Source organism: Allorhizobium sp. DMC15, assembly GCF_056314065.1.
The window spans coordinates 221715-235358 of sequence record NZ_JBQUZB010000005.1; the positions used below are offsets into that span (position 1 = coordinate 221715).

General features: G+C 63.0%; 12 protein-coding genes. 3 read left to right on the forward strand and 9 right to left on the reverse strand.

Annotated elements, in window-relative coordinates:
- Positions 1–85: 85 nt before the first annotated feature.
- The gene (locus ACT53S_RS21130; protein WP_476068448.1) at positions 86–1279 is read right to left on the reverse strand and encodes a methyltransferase; all 1194 of its coding nucleotides are present in this window, start codon (positions 1277–1279) and stop codon (positions 86–88) included.
- Between the two features lie 4 nt (positions 1280–1283).
- On the reverse strand, positions 1284–2150 hold the full coding sequence (locus ACT53S_RS21135; protein WP_113376819.1) for a polyprenyl synthetase family protein: 867 nt from the start codon (positions 2148–2150) through the stop codon (positions 1284–1286).
- Between the two features lie 107 nt (positions 2151–2257).
- Here ACT53S_RS21135 and crtD point away from each other — a divergent pair, with 107 nt between their 5' ends.
- Complete coding sequence (gene crtD / locus ACT53S_RS21140; protein WP_476068449.1) at positions 2258–3835, forward strand: 1-hydroxycarotenoid 3,4-desaturase CrtD; 1578 nt, start codon at positions 2258–2260, stop codon at positions 3833–3835.
- Positions 3832–4683 (forward strand): carotenoid 1,2-hydratase, encoded by an 852-nt coding sequence (locus ACT53S_RS21145; protein WP_476068450.1) that lies wholly within the window; start codon positions 3832–3834, stop codon positions 4681–4683. Before crtD ends, ACT53S_RS21145 begins: the two co-directional genes overlap by 4 nt.
- Here ACT53S_RS21145 and ACT53S_RS21150 read toward each other — a convergent pair.
- Genes ACT53S_RS21150 through bchI form a run of 6 tightly spaced genes read right to left on the reverse strand, consistent with a single transcriptional unit; the run spans position 4680 to position 11341 of the window.
- The gene (locus ACT53S_RS21150; protein ID WP_160143238.1) at positions 4680–4850 is read right to left on the reverse strand and encodes a hypothetical protein; all 171 of its coding nucleotides are present in this window, start codon (positions 4848–4850) and stop codon (positions 4680–4682) included. The two genes, ACT53S_RS21145 and ACT53S_RS21150, sit on opposite strands and share 4 nt — an antisense overlap.
- Positions 4843–6006: a phytoene/squalene synthase family protein gene (locus tag ACT53S_RS21155; protein WP_476068451.1), complete on the reverse strand. Its 1164-nt coding sequence runs from the start codon at positions 6004–6006 to the stop codon at positions 4843–4845. The genes ACT53S_RS21150 and ACT53S_RS21155 overlap by 8 nt, the downstream gene beginning before the upstream one ends.
- Complete coding sequence (locus ACT53S_RS21160; RefSeq protein WP_476068452.1) at positions 6003–7568, reverse strand: phytoene desaturase; 1566 nt, start codon at positions 7566–7568, stop codon at positions 6003–6005. Before ACT53S_RS21160 ends, ACT53S_RS21155 begins: the two co-directional genes overlap by 4 nt.
- A complete protein-coding gene (gene bchO, locus ACT53S_RS21165) occupies positions 7565–8473 on the reverse strand; it encodes an alpha/beta fold hydrolase BchO (protein WP_476068453.1) in 909 nt (302 codons plus the stop codon). Before bchO ends, ACT53S_RS21160 begins: the two co-directional genes overlap by 4 nt.
- Positions 8470–10302 carry a VWA domain-containing protein gene (locus ACT53S_RS21170; protein ID WP_476068454.1) on the reverse strand — a complete coding sequence of 611 codons (1833 nt, stop codon included), beginning with the start codon at positions 10300–10302 and terminating at the stop codon, positions 8470–8472. Before ACT53S_RS21170 ends, bchO begins: the two co-directional genes overlap by 4 nt.
- Complete coding sequence (bchI, locus tag ACT53S_RS21175) at positions 10295–11341, reverse strand: magnesium chelatase ATPase subunit I (RefSeq protein ID WP_476068455.1); 1047 nt, start codon at positions 11339–11341, stop codon at positions 10295–10297. Before bchI ends, ACT53S_RS21170 begins: the two co-directional genes overlap by 8 nt.
- Before the next feature lie 181 nt (positions 11342–11522).
- Here bchI and ACT53S_RS21180 point away from each other — a divergent pair, with 181 nt between their 5' ends.
- Entirely contained in the window at positions 11523–12689 is a 1167-nt protein-coding gene (locus ACT53S_RS21180) for an osmoprotectant NAGGN system M42 family peptidase (RefSeq protein WP_476068456.1), read from the forward strand.
- A gap of 19 nt (positions 12690–12708) precedes the next feature.
- On the opposite strand, the gene ACT53S_RS21185 is transcribed toward ACT53S_RS21180, so the two are convergent.
- Entirely contained in the window at positions 12709–13626 is a 918-nt protein-coding gene (locus ACT53S_RS21185) for an SMP-30/gluconolactonase/LRE family protein (RefSeq protein WP_476068457.1), read from the reverse strand.
- Between the last annotated feature and the right edge of the window lie 18 nt (positions 13627–13644).

Below are 13644 nucleotides of genomic sequence, written 5' to 3' on the forward strand. Positions count from 1 at the left end.
CCTTCTGCTCCCATTGTCATCTTAAGATTACGTTACAAAGTGTCAATCTATATTTACACACGCGGACGCGGCGAACAGGATCGGGTCATCGCGTTGCGATCACGAGACCGACCAACAGGGGATTGACGCTGGTGACAGCTTCGAGGTTGCGAAAGCCGCTGCGGGCCAGAAGTCCTGCAATTTCGGAGGCGGTTCGGCAGCGCCCGGACCCCATCGCAGCGAAATAGGTTGTGAAATAGATGGCGGCCAGTTTGGCGCCCTCACTGTCGCCGGCCATGGCTTCCGCGATGATGAGCCTTGTCCCAGGTTCCAGATGTCGGTGCAGATTGCGAAGAATTGCCAAGACGCGGTCGTCATCGTGGTCGCACAGGATACGCACGAGCGTCACGCAATCATGGCCGGTCGGAATGACATCTGTGGCAAAGTCGCCTGGATGAAGTCGGCAACGGGCTGTCAGCCCGCGTCCGTCCAGATGGCGGCCCGCCAACGCGGTCACCGCCGGCAGATCGAAAAGTGCGAGTTCGGTCGATCGATGCCGCTCGGCGAGGGCGCAGAGAAATGCTCCTTCGCCGCCGCCGATATCAAGAACAGATCGATATTGCCCGAAATCATGCGAGGCCAAGATGCAGTCGGCGAGCATAGCCTGGCTCTCGCGCATCAGGGCGGAATAGGGTGCCACCGCCGCGTTTTCAATCGCGGCAAGATCGCCGCGCCGGACATATGCCCAGTAGCGGTGCAGTTCGCCTTGACCACGATCACCACGCCAGAAGGCGCCTGCGTCGGCGATGTCGCGGTAAAGCATATCATGATGCCGGATCATCTCACGCAGCCCGCGGTCAACGGCAAGGACCGTTCCTGTATCCGAAAGCATCCAGAGATCGGGAGCGCCGTGGATGACGAGGTCCAGTCGCTCCGCTTGGGCCAACAATTGGCCGAGAGTATCAGCGGACACACCGCATTGCTTGGCCAAAGCCGTCGTTGACAGCGCCTTTCCGTCGAGCGCTTCGAAAATGCTGAGGTGAATACAGGCGGAGAGGATCTGCGTGTGCACGAATCCGGTGGTCAGGCGGAAGAGTTTGTTCGCCTTTCTATTGCCGATCATGCGCAGGAGCGGCAATCGGGCGAGGAAGAAGCGAAATCGCGGCGAGGCGATCTGGCGATTTCGCCAAAGTCGAGCTGTGATCGCCAAAGACTGCATCATGCTGAATGGACGCAGGCGCGTAGCAGCCTCTTCAGCGGCGGTGGGCTGGGCTGTGAAGCCTTTTCCGCCGGTATCCATCACCCTATGCTGCGCTGGTGGCGAGCGTCTTCGGCATCAGACGGGTCGCTTCGCTGCGGATCATGGCGCGAAAAGCCTCCGCGCCCGGACAGTCCGGAACGCTGTCAACCGCTTCCATCACCAAATGCTTGAGACGCGTAAGGGCAGCATCAAGGCCAATGCTCGCGACGAGGTTCGGCTTGCCGTTGCGGCTGTCCTGACCGGCGGGTTTGCCGGCGTCGGATTGACCGACGGCATCATAGAGATCGTCAGCGACCTGATAGGCCGCGCCGAGGGCGTCTGCGAGAACCAGCCATTCCCTGGGATTTCCACCCGAAGCGATGGCGCCGGTGGATACGGCGCCGCTGAACAACGAGGCGGTTTTGGCGCGATGATAGGCAGTGATGTTGATGTCGGGCTCGCTTTCCCAGGCCTGTCCTGCCACGAGTCCGTAAGGCGTGCCCACCGCATTGGCGATGGTCGCGATCAGGGGGGCGGTCAGGTTCGGCGTCTGTTGCGTCTCTCGGGCGACCGTCTCGAAGGCGGCGATGATCAGGCCGTCTCCGACCAGAAGCGCGATCTCCTCGCCGAATTGCGCATGCACGCTGGCCACGCCGCGTCGGGTCGCTGCGTTGTCGAAACACGGCATATCGTCATGCACAAGCGAGGCGCAATGAAGGAGTTCGATCGCGACTGCGGCACTGTCTGCGGCGAGAGGTTGCCGATCGCCACAGGCCGCAGCAACGGCAAGGCACAGGCGTGGCCTTATGCGTGCGCCGCCGGGAAACAGCGCGTGCTTCATCGCCTTCGCCAGGAGGGGCGGACATCCGTTTGCGGTTGCGTAACGCAGGCTGCGCTGCAAACCGGTTTCGATGCGCTCGGGAAAATCCATCAGGCTCACCTCCGGATAAGGGCGATTGTAAATTAATCGCAACTCTGTAATGTGTAAACAAAGATTGACATATTGCTACTGTAAGTCAACTGGCTACGGAGAGGATCATGGTCGCCCCGGCTGACGACACGGTTGTGGTGGTTGGCGCTGGCATGGGGGGGCTGGCGGCTGCCATCCGGCTGGCCGCTGCCGGGTATCGCGTCCTGGTCTGTGAAGCGCAGCCCGAGGCGGGGGGCAAGATCCGGCGGGTTGACGTCGGCGGTCGGGGTTTCGACGCCGGCCCAACCGTCCTGACCATGAAATGGGTCTTCGACGCGCTCTTTGCAGCGGCCGGTCGATCGATCGATGACGAACTGGTGCTGACAAGGTGCTCGGTGATTGCCCGACACTATTGGCGCGGAGGCGCCAGCCTCGATCTCCACGCCGACCAGGAAGAAAGCATCCGCGCCATTGCCGATTTCGCCGGGCGGCGCGAAGCGGAAGGCTACCGCCGCTTTGCAGCGGACAGCCGTCGGACATTCGAGGTGCTGAAAGACAGCTTCATTGATGCCAGCAGACCCAATCCGGTTTCTCTGTCGCGCCGCATTGCCCGCCCCTCGGATCTCCTGGCGATCAGGCCGTTTTCAACGCTCTGGTCGGCTCTTGGCAGCTATTTTTCAGATCTGCGGCTTCGTCAGCTCTTCGGTCGCTATGCCACCTATTGTGGGTCGTCACCCTATCTGTCACCGGCCACGCTGATGCTCGTCGCCCATGTCGAGCAGATGGGTGTCTGGATGGTGGACGACGGCATTCGCGCGCTCGCCGAACGTTTGAGCGCGATTGCGGTCGGGCTCGGCGTGGAATTTCGGTACGGAGACCCCGTCAGCGAAATTCAGATGGACCCTTCGCGTCGTTGCGTCGCCGGTGTTCTCACCCGCGCAGGACGAAACGTGAAGACCCGGCAGATCATCTTCAACGGTGACGTTGCCATGCTCCCGCGACTGATCGGCATTGCGCCTCCCGATCCGGTCAACGCCAGGATGCAGCGCTCGCTCTCCGCGCTCGTTTCATGCCGTCTCGCAAAACCGGTAGGGGTGCCGCTTGCTCATCACACGGTGTTCTTTTCCGACGACTATCAGGAAGAGTTCGAAGCAATTTTCAAGCGTCGCGAAGCACCTGCCGACCCGACCGTCTATCTCTGCGCGCAGGATAGGGATGCGCAGGGTCGGCTGCCGCTGTCGCAGGGCGGGCAAGAGCGCATCTATGCCCTGATGAATCTGCCGGCGGACGGCGACCGTCGACGTTTCGGCGAAAGTGAGGCCGGTGCATGTCTGAAGACCATGGAACGACGACTGGCGCTGAACGGTCTGACGATTTCGGGCGATCCGGTCCTGTCGAGCATCACGACACCCGATCGTTTTGCGCACCTCTATCCGGGCACGGGCGGGGCCCTCTACGGGATGGCCTCACACGGATGGATGGCATCCTTCGCCCGATCGGGTTCGCAGGGTCCAGTGCCGGGGCTATATCTGGCGGGTGGCAGTGTACATCCGGGTCCGGGGCTCCCGATGGCGGCGCTTTCGGGGAAGCTCGCGGCAGACCGGTTGATGGCGGACCGGCCTTTGACCAGGCGGTTGGCCCCGGTGGCTATCGCTGGTGGTATGTCGATGGAACCAGCGACTGCGGGCGTTTCGCCTTCACCGTGATCGCCTTTGTCGGTTCGGTCTTCTCGCCCTACTACCACTGGGCGGGTCGCAAGGACCCGGAGAACCACGTTGCCTTCAATGTCGCGCTCTATGGTCCGTCGGGTCATGCCTGGGCGATGACCGAGCGTTCGGTTCGACATCTGCATCGAAACAGATCGTCTCTGGCGATCGGTGCAAGCGTCACGCGCTTCGATGGGGCAGAGTTCGTGATTTCCTTCGACGAGATGTTCCTGCCATGGCCGAGGCAACGGCTGCTGCCCGAGCGCATGCGCGGCGAGATCCGGCTCAGACCCGATTTCCTGGCAAACCACAGCTATCGGCTCGATGAAGCGGGCCTGCATGCCTGGCAACCGGTCGCACCGGGCGGACGGGTGAGCCTTTCCTGCGAGGCATTGCCCGGCGGCGGCTGGGAGGGAGATGGCTACCACGACATGAACTTCGGCACGCGCGCCCTCGAGCTTGACTTCCACGGCTGGGACTGGGCGCGGGGTAAGACGCAGGATGGCCGAACCGTGGTTCTCTACGACGCGATATTGGCCATGGGCAAAAACCATCGTTTTGGGCTTGTCTACTCGGCAAGCGGGGAGCACATGGCGTTCCGCCCACCCCAAAGTCAAGCGCTGAAGCGGGGCTTCTGGGGGGTGGGGGGTGGCATTGCTTGTGACGAGGCCACCAAGCCGGTTCTGCGCAACAAATTGGAAGACACGCCGTTCTATCGGCGGTCCCTGGTCGACACCACGATGTTCGGCGATCGGCTCACCATGATGCACGAGACCCTGGATTGTCGGCGGCTCGCATCTCCTCTCGTCAGGCTGATGCTTCCTTTTCGCATGCCGCGCCGGCGCTAGTTTTCGTCTGGCGCATTGTCGGTCAACTGCCGTGCTCCACGCTCTCGCTCTCGCGCCGCGGCTCTGGCCTTTTCCTTCTTCAGGTCGCGCATCTGCCAGACGTAGAAGGCAATTGCGAGACTAAAGACGAAGATAGCTTCGATGATGCCGAAATAGCTCTCAAGCAAGGCTCGCCACCTTTTCTCGCGCAGTCTTCCGGCGTTTCAACGTCTCAGCACGGGCCTCCCCATGCAGCCTGAGCAGAATATTCGCGACGCGCCCGATGGTCGTCTCCGCGTCGGTTGCGGCACTTGCCGATGTCGCCGCGTATTGGCGCGGCACGGCGCTCAGCGCCACGAGGGCTCGGGCAGCAGGTTCTGTACCCGCATGCAGATCGCGCACTGTGGACGCTGTCCAACGGCTGTCTTCCCGTCGGGCCTTGACCATCAGGCGAAGCTTCGTGGACAGTTCCGTCCGCGCGCGCAGACTGACGCTGTCATAGCCGTTGGCGGCGATGCCCGAACCGATTGCCTCATAGACAAGCGCTGCCGTGCGGATCGCGTGGCGGCACGCCTTGGGCAGGCTTGAAATGCCGGCGTGACCCAGCCGATAGTGGCGGGTGGCTTCGTCGAGCAGTCTTTTCACGACACGGCCGATAGCCGGTGAAAACCTCGGATCACGCAGAAAGGCATCGGCATCGACTCCCTGTTCGTCGAGCCAGTCGACGGGCAGATAGAGCCGGCCGTTTCGTGCGTCTTCCCCCACATCCCTGGCGATGTTGGTGAGCTGCATGGCAATCCCGAGGTCGACGGCCCGGGCGAGCGCGGCACGATCGCTCACCCCCATCACCGACGCCATCATCAGCCCGACGCTCGCCGCCACGCAGGTTGCATAGTCCTTCACATCGTCGATGGTCGCATGGCGGCGTCCTTCGAGATCCATGGCAAAGCCGTCGAGAAGTGCCTCCACGACCGGTTTGGCGATCGTGTAATCATGCACGATACGGGCAAAGGCTCGGTCGCAGGCAATCGGTTCAGGGGTGCCCTCGTAGATGAGATCGAGACGCTCGCGCAGGCGCAGCAGCGCCGGCATGCCGCTGCGGGGGGCGTCGATCAAGTCGTCGGAATGCCGGCAGAAGGCGTAGAGCGCACGGGCGGCCGTACGGGTGCGTGCGGGAAGAAGCAAAGAAGCGAGATGAAAGGATTTCGAACCCCGTCGAATTGCAGCCGAGCAGGCCTTCTGGTCTTCGAAGTCGCCGGAAAAGCCGTAGTTCAGCAGGATCGGCCGACGGGTGAGGGGGCGGGCGAAGGTTCCATCCGAGAGGCTTGGCTCCGAGGTGCTCATGGGCGGTCGTGCCTTTCGCTTCTGTGCCGATGGCCGGCAAAGAGAGTGGCCGAATCAGGAACGAGATCGGCAACGATCCGCGCCGACGACACGACGCCCGGCAACCCTGCGCCGGGATGCGTGCCCGCGCCGCAGAGGAAGAGGTTGTCGAGCTCCTCGCTTCTGTTATGGGGTCTAAACCAGGCGCTCTGGAAGAGCTTCGGCTCGAATGCGAAGGCCGCCCCCTGCCAGGACAACAGACGCTCGCGAAAATCGAGTGGGGTCGCGATGCGGGAGGTGACGATGTGCCGGGAGAGGCCGGGCAGGATCGTCGCCTCGAGCCGCTTTTCAATCTTCCGGCGATAGCGTTCGGCAATCTCGTTCCAGTCGGTCCCGCTTTTGAGGTTGGGGACCGGGCTCAGCACGTAAAATGCATCGCAGCCCTGCGGCGCAAGCGACGGGTCGCTCGCCGTCGGCCTGTGCAGATAAAGGCTGAAATCCTCGGCGAGACGGTGCGTGCGAAAGATGTCGTCCAGCAGTCCCCGGTATCGCGGGCCAAAGATCATCGTATGGTGCAGCACGTCGTCGTAGCGTCTGTTCGTGCCGAAATACCAGACAAATAGACTCATCGAATAATCGGCGCGGTCGAGCTTGGCATCGGTCCAGCGTCGCCGGGGATGATCTTTGAGAAGCTTGCCATAGGTGGTGGCGGGATCGGCATTGGAGACGACGATATCCGCGGCGATCCGTTCACCTGAAGCCAGTCGCACGGACGTCGCCCGCCGTCCCTCCGTCTCGATCGCGGTAACCGTCTGCTTCAGGCGGATGACCCCGCCGTTGCGTGTGACCAGCGAGGCGATCCCCCGCACGAGGGCATTCGTGCCTCCGATCGCGTGATGGACGCCGTATTTTCCTTCCAGATGGGCGATCAGGCAATAGAAAGACGTGGCCGAGAAGGGGTTGCCGCCGATCAGCAGCGGATGAAAGGAGAAGAGCGTGCGCAGCTTGTCGCTTTTGAAATGCCTGGAAACGACCGAATACACCGAGCGGTATCCGCCAAGGCGAACAAGGCCGGCGAGTGTCTTCGCGGTGAAGAGAAGGCTGTGGAAGGGTTTGTGCGCCAATTCTTCGAAGGCGACCTCATAGATGCGCCGGCTTTCTTCGAGAAAACTCCGGTAGCCCGCGACGTCGCGCGGTTCGATCCGGGCGATCTGGGCTTCCATGGCCTCGCGGTCTCCGGAATAATCGAAGATCGTCCCGTCGTCGAAGCGCACCCGGTAAAAAGGGCTGTTGGGTCTCAGCTCGACATCGTCGCTCAAACGGCCGCCGCAATCGCGCCAGAGGTTTTCGAAGAGCCAGGGAGCGGTGATAATGGTCGGACCCGCATCGAACGTGAAGCCGTCCTGCCGATGGGCGTAGGCGCGGCCGCCCGGTTCGTCCAGGGGATCGACAATGGTGACGCGATAACCTTTCGCGCCGAGCAGGGCGCCCGACGAGAGACCGCCCACGCCAGCCCCAATCACGACGGCATGGGGTCGTTGGTCGATGACATTCGATGTCAGGAAGCGGCTGGCGACATTCATGCGGCGTCCGCTCCGTCCGGTTTCTGCTGGCTCAGGGTCTCGTTCAGCCAGTGCACGACGTCCGTGGCGCGGCATTCATGCAGGAGGTGACCGCCCGTGTCGGTTAGGATCAGCCGGCTGCCTGTCGCCTGGCGCGCAGCATGGGCGGAGTTCTCGATCGGCACCATCGGATCATCTTTCGCCGCAATCAGCGTCATCGGGAAGGGCAGCCGCTGCAGGGAGGCATCGAAGCGGGAGAGATCCCACGCGGCCATCATGCCCAATGCGCCGCGAACATGGGAGGGCGAAGCGAGCAGCATGCGATAGATGGCCCTGCCCCGTTCATCGATCGGCGAGCCGGTTGCAGTCAGCAGATTGCCGCCGAGCGGTGTCACGCGAGACATCAGCGAGAACATGGAGGCCGAAAGGGGATTGGCGAAGAGCGCCTTGGCAAGCGGCGAGAACAGCGCATTGCCGCGGATCGGCAGGAATGCGCCGTTGATGCCGACGACATGGCGCGGCAAGGCTGAAGACGTGCCAGCAGCAAGCGTGACGGCAATCGCTGCACCGGCTGAGTGTCCCACGATCATGGCTGGGCAGCGATCCAGACGGGACAGCAGTTCCGTCAGGGCCTGCACCATGCCGGGAAGCGACAGATCTGCCTCCTCTCGTGAACGCGTAAAACCATGGCCGGGCAGGTCCGGTGCAACCACGCGAAAGCGCGTCGAGAGTTGCGGCAGGACATGGCGCCAGGAATGCGAGGCGGCTCCGGTGCCGTGCAGAAGCAGAATGACGGGAGCGCCCTCCGGCCCCGATATCTGGACGTGCCAGTGGCAGGACCCGGTCTCGATGAATTGGCTTGCGCTGCGGTTCGGCCAGTCAAGGCCATCGATCTCCCAGTCCAGCCGGTCACGTCCGAAGCTCATGTCCGGGCCTCCCGCATGGAGTTGTCAACCAGAGCCGACATGTGGCCCGCATCGGCCTTGCGCAGTACGTGCAGGTCGGCGCCCAGCATGTTGGCCAGGTGGGTGACACTTTCTCGGGGGCGCCGGGCGATGTCGACGCAGATGGTTCTGACATCCCTCGCCTTGCAGTTTGCGGCGAGGCGCATGAGCTCTTCGGTTGCCAGCGCCCGGTCGGGGGTGCCGTCAAGGGCTATGTTGCCGCTGCCGTCGGTCAGGAGAACCAACACCGGGCTGCTGCCTCGTCTCTCGACGGAAAGGGCAAGTTCTAAACCTGCTTGAAGGCCTGCGGCCAGGGGCGTCGGGCCGCCCCCGGGAAGGGCCGAGAGCTTGCGTTTGGCGGCCGTGAGCGAGCGCGTCGGAGGCAGCAAGAGATCTGCGCCCGTACCCCGGAAGGCGATCAGGGCGACTTCGTCGCGGCGCACGTAGCAGCGTGCCAACAGCTGTTCGACCGCGCCTTTGGCCTCGCCAAGCCGCTCCAGTGCCGTGGAGCCAGAGGCATCAACAACGAAAATGGCGGTCGAAGGTGCGGCATGACGCAGCCGAACATAACGGAAATCGTCCCGGATGACGAAGGCACGTGGCGTCGTGACTTCTGCGGCGGACGTGATGCCGGTTATGCTGGCGGCAAGGCGCTGGGACGCCCGGATCCGCTGAAAGGGCGCTGCCGCGCGCAGCGTGGCGATGATATCCGGTCGTGCCTCGGGGTGCGGTGGCACAAGACCGATGCCGAATGGACGGCCACGACGGGCGTTCTTGCGCAGTCCACCAGATTTTCCGGCTGCCCCGGCATTGCGGTTCGGACGCTGGGTGATCGACAGCCAGGGATCGGCCGAAAGCACGCCGGCGCCAATGGCGGCGAGTATTTCCGTCAGGGCGTCGAGATGAACCGGGCCGCCTCTATCGGCCTCTTGATCTTTGTTCAACGCCTCGTTCGTATTGGATGCGGCATCCTGCCGATCCGGTTCAGCTATCGGCTTCGGGGCCGACTCCTCTGTCGTCCTTGGTGAAGCGTCCGCCTGGGGTGCAAGATGCAAACCGAGACAGAGCCGAAGTGCAGTCAGGACGTCGCGCTCTTCGGCCGTGTTGCGCCCATCGTGACAGGCGAGCAGTCGTGTGATGCGGGCGAGATGCGCGAGAGTGCGCGAGGACCCGTGCCCGGTGATCCGGGTGAGTGAGGCAAGCCCTCTCAGCAGCCGGTCGTCGATTGTGACATCGCGCCAGGCCTTGCTCGCACAGGGTGGTCCGCCTTCGGTGCGGGCCTCGTCGGTCACATGATGCCAGCCGATACCGTCGAGATCGATACGCAGCGCCAGACGGTCCGCAAGCGCTGCGCAGAGCGGCGCTTCGTCATCGAGCGATTCGTCGATGGCGATCAGGAGGAAATTGTCTTGTTCGGCGGCATCCATGGCATTTGCCACCATGGCAGCGAGCGAGGCATCAAGCCGTTCGGCCATCGGGATGAGCAGGATGCCACCCCGCGCACGCGCCAGAAGCCCGGCCTGGCGAACGAGGCGCCCTCTGGCGGCCGTTGCCGCGAGGTCCACGCCCCCCGTGAGATTGGTAGCGGAGGCCCCGGGCGGCAGACGAAAGACGGCGGCACCGAGATGATCCTGAAGTCGGGAAACGAAGACATCGCGGACGCCGCCTGATCTTGCCTTGAGCCAGAGGCCGGCGGTCGCCGGGCCACCCAGAGAGAGAAGTTCGATCGCCAGCTGTGCATCGGCCCACAGCGCTGCACCCCTCTGGTCGAGGGCTGCGTCATAGGCGTCGTGAGGGCCGAGTTCAGCCATGGGCGTGACGGCCGCTGGCGGTCTCCCCGATTGTCGCCAGCGCGCGCTCTACCCTTGGGGCCGAACCGGCATCATCGAGCGGGTCGCGACGAAGGCGATGGCAGAGTACCATCGGTGCGATTTCCGCAACGTCGTCCCAGTTGACCGCGAGACGTCCTGCGAGCGCGGCCGCAGCCCGGCTTGCGCGCATCAGCGTGAGTTCTCCGCGCATTCCGTCGATGCCGAGCCGCAGACAAAGTTGCGACATGCGCATGACAACGTGATCCGGGATCTCGACCTGGCGGAGGATCTTGCTCGCCGCAACGACGCGACGGCCGACCGCAGCATCTCGCCTGGCCCAGAGCTTGCAGAAGCCGGCCGGGTCTGTCTCGTAGGCGTCACGTCGGCGGATCACCTCGATGCGTTGGTCGAGATCGTCGATCGTGCGGACATCGACCGAAAGTCCGAAGCGATCGAGCAATTGCGGCCGAAGGTCACCTTCCTCCGGGTTGCCGCTCCCGACCAGCACGAAGCGTGCGGCATGGCGGATGCTCAGGCCCTCGCGCTCGACGACGTTGATGCCGGAGGCCGCTGCATCGAGGAGGAGGTCGACCAGATGGTCCTCCAGCAGATTGATTTCATCTATGTACAGAAACCCCCTGTTGGCGGCCGCCAAGAGCCCGGGTTCGAAGTGTTTTTCGCCAGCCACCAGGGCCTTTTCGATGTCCAGCGCGCCGCAGACCCTGTCTTCGGTGGCGCCAAGCGGCAGGTCGACCATCGGTGCGCGACGTTTGACGATCAGTGGTTTCGATCCGGCGACCGGATTACAGACCGTGCAAGCCCTTTGTGGCTCGGCGGGATGGCAGTTGTAGCGACAGCCTTCCCGTGTTTCGATCACAGGCAAAAGCTCCGTCAGCGCTCTGACAGCCGTCGATTTTCCCGTGCCGCGATCGCCGAAAATGAGCACGCCGCCGAGCAGCGGCTCGACCGCCGCCATCAGAAGAGCCTTCTTCATCTCATCCTGAGCAACGATGGCGGAGAATGGAAATGGATGGGCCATGGGTCCCGCCTCACAGTGAGTGTAAAATTTAGTTTACACTTTTTGCCGTCTGATTGAAGAGGGAAAGCGCGAAATTCTGCGGCTTTATGTTTGAGTGTCTTTCTCGTTTGGGATGCATGACCTGCGGGGAAGGTGTGGCTTCAGTGCTTGACCTCAATCGTCAGCGCGACACATGTCATGCATGACAGACCCTATTGCGATCGATCCCGAATACCTCACGAGCCAGCTGAAAGCGCTGTTGGCGATCTCGAGCCCGACCGGATTCACCGATGAAGCGGTGCGCTATACGGCGCGGGAACTGGAAAAGTTGGGATTGGATGTGAAGCTGACGCGCCGCGGCGCAATCCGGGCGTTGAGGGAAGGCACGGCCCGACGGCCCGCGCGGGGCATCGTCTCCCATCTCGACACGCTGGGTGCACAGGTTAAGGGGCTCAAGGAGAATGGGCGGCTGGAACTGGTGTCGATCGGCCATTGGTCTGCCCGTTTCGCCGAAGGAGCACGTGTCTCCGTCTTCTCATCCAAAGGCACCTATCGCGGAACGATCCTGCCGTTGAAGGCCTCCGGGCATACGTTCAACGAGGAAGTGGATACGCAACCATCGGGGTGGCCATATGTGGAGCTTCGGATCGATGCCCTCTCCCGTCATCGCCACGATCTCGTGCAACTCGGTATCGACGTCGGCGATATCGTCGCCATCGATCCGCAGCCTGAGTTTCTCGAAAACGGCTTCATCGTTTCGCGTCACCTCGACGACAAGGCAGGCGTTGCGATCATGCTGGCCGCGCTCGAAGCCATGCAGCGCCAACAACTCGTCACGCCGGTCGATACCTATTGGCTGTTCACCATCGGTGAGGAGGTGGGCGTCGGGGCCTCTGCAGCCCTGGTGCCGGAGATCGCCTCACTGGTCGCGATCGATAACGGGACGAGCGCGCCGGGGCAGGCTTCGCAGGAATTCGGCGTGACGCTCGCAATGGCCGACCAGACGGGCCCGTTCGACTATCACCTCTCGAAGAAGTTGCACCATATCTGCCGCGATCAGGGCATTCCCGTGCAAAAGGACGTCTTTCGCTACTATCGCTCGGATGCAGCCTCTGCGGTCGAGGCGGGCCATGACGTTCGAACCGCACTCATCACCTTTGGGGTGGACGCGTCCCACGGCTACGAGCGGATCCACCTGCACGCCCTGATGTCGAACGCCAAGCTTGCCGTGCACTATGCAACGAGCGAAGTGCAGATCGAGCGGGACGCAGAGGAAATATCCGGCCTGCGCGGCTTTACACGGCAGGCGGTGGCCGAGGCCGAGCAGGATCTGGAGGCGACCCAAGACATCGAACAGGCGCCCATTTGACCCCGCTGTGCCGCCGGCGTCAGGGTCGTTGGGCGCCGGTCGTTGCCGTGTAGATCGAGTAGAGCGATTTTGTCGCCGTGATGAACAGGCGATTTCGGCGTGGGCCACCAAAGGCGAGGTTTGAAACGACCTGAGGTACGAGAATCTTGCCGAGCAACGTGCCATCCGGGGCGAAGCAATGCACCCCGTCTGCAGCGCTCGACCAGACATTTCCCGCCATATCGACGCGCATGCCGTCCGGCACGCCCTTGTCTATCGTTGCGAATACGCGACCCTTCGAGAGCGATCGGCCGCCTTCCGCAACGTCGAAGACGAGGATGTGCCGAGGGGCTTCCGGCGCATGGCTTGCGCCGGAATCGGCGACATAAAGACGTCGCTCGTCCGGAGAGAAGGCAAGACCGTTCGGCTGCAGGAAATCGCTGGCCATGACCGACAATGAACCGGTCACTGGGTCGAGCCGCCAGATGTTGCGGCTCTCCTGCTCTTCGTCCGCCTTGTATCCCTCATAGTCCGACATGATCCCGTAGGACGGATCGCTGAACCAGACGCTTCCATCGGAGTGGACGACGACGTCGTTGGGCGAGTTCAGCCGCTTGCCGTCATGCCTGTCGGCGAGCACGGTGATCGTGCCGTCCACCTCTGTGCGCGTGACCCGGCGCAGCCCATGTTCGCAGGAAACGAGCCGGCCCTGGCGGTCGCGCGTGTGGCCATTGGCGAAATTGGACGGGCTGCGGAAGACCGAGACGCCGCCGCCTTCGACCCACCGCAGGATACGCTGGTTCGGTATGTCGGAAAACAGGAGATGGCCGGCATCGTCGAACCAGACGGGGCCTTCCGCCCAGCGGCAGCCGGAATAGAGTTCCTCGAGCTCGGCGCTGATGACGAAGAGATCGCGGAAACGCGGATCGTGGATCTCATACACGGGGTTGTCAGCCATGGGCGCGTCCTGCGGGTT

What these genes read in the sequence shown, in the direction of transcription:
- ACT53S_RS21130 (WP_476068448.1), bottom strand. Translation starts at nt 1,279, where the DNA reads ATGGATACCGGCGGAAAAGGCTTCACAGCCCAGCCCACCGCCGCTGAA.
- ACT53S_RS21135 (WP_113376819.1), bottom strand. Translation starts at nt 2,150, where the DNA reads ATGGATTTTCCCGAGCGCATCGAAACCGGTTTGCAGCGCAGCCTGCGT.
- crtD (WP_476068449.1), top strand. Translation starts at nt 2,258, where the DNA reads ATGGTCGCCCCGGCTGACGACACGGTTGTGGTGGTTGGCGCTGGCATG.
- ACT53S_RS21155 (WP_476068451.1), bottom strand. Translation starts at nt 6,006, where the DNA reads ATGAGCACCTCGGAGCCAAGCCTCTCGGATGGAACCTTCGCCCGCCCC.
- ACT53S_RS21160 (WP_476068452.1), bottom strand. Translation starts at nt 7,568, where the DNA reads ATGAATGTCGCCAGCCGCTTCCTGACATCGAATGTCATCGACCAACGA.
- bchO (WP_476068453.1), bottom strand. Translation starts at nt 8,473, where the DNA reads ATGAGCTTCGGACGTGACCGGCTGGACTGGGAGATCGATGGCCTTGAC.
- ACT53S_RS21170 (WP_476068454.1), bottom strand. Translation starts at nt 10,302, where the DNA reads ATGGCTGAACTCGGCCCTCACGACGCCTATGACGCAGCCCTCGACCAG.
- bchI (WP_476068455.1), bottom strand. Translation starts at nt 11,341, where the DNA reads ATGGCCCATCCATTTCCATTCTCCGCCATCGTTGCTCAGGATGAGATG.
- ACT53S_RS21180 (WP_476068456.1), top strand. Translation starts at nt 11,523, where the DNA reads ATGACAGACCCTATTGCGATCGATCCCGAATACCTCACGAGCCAGCTG.
- ACT53S_RS21185 (WP_476068457.1), bottom strand. Translation starts at nt 13,626, where the DNA reads ATGGCTGACAACCCCGTGTATGAGATCCACGATCCGCGTTTCCGCGAT.